Annotated in this window: 1 protein-coding gene; it reads right to left on the bottom strand. The window is 66.5% G+C overall.

The genetic code is table 11. The features are described 5' to 3' along the window. A partial coding sequence (locus EOA32_RS38185; RefSeq protein WP_128374359.1) for a hypothetical protein occupies window positions 1-382 on the bottom strand: 382 nt, incomplete at both ends.

Raw genomic sequence — 382 nt, 5'->3', positions numbered from 1 at the left:
GCCTGGCGGCTTGGCTGCCGCATAGATAACGACTTTCCCCGGATCGTCGAACGCGACGGCGACGACGTCCTCTGCCTGCACGCGCCGCGAATCGATGGCGTTGAACAGCAGCGCGTTGGCTTCGATCTCCTTGCGCAGCTCCGCGATGTCGTCCCGGTGCTGCTCGATCTTGCTCTCGATCGCCGGCGGCGGTCCGCCTTCGCTGCGTGCGGCGTCGGTGAGGAACACGATGTCGACCTTGTCGAGCTTGGAGGTCTTGCGCACCGCGCCGATGTTCTCGCGCGTCCGGTCGATCGCGCTGGCGACCTTGCCTGCCTGGGCGGTGGTCTTGCTCTCTTCCTGCTCGACGTCGGAGCCGACGATGCGGTCGACCGTCTCCTTG

The organism is Mesorhizobium sp. M1A.F.Ca.ET.072.01.1.1 (genome assembly GCF_004023325.1).
In the GTDB taxonomy this organism is placed as follows: Bacteria; Pseudomonadota; Alphaproteobacteria; order Rhizobiales; family Rhizobiaceae; genus Mesorhizobium.
Note: the sequence above shows the minus strand (reverse complement) of the source record. Positions and strands in the feature narration are given on the sequence as shown.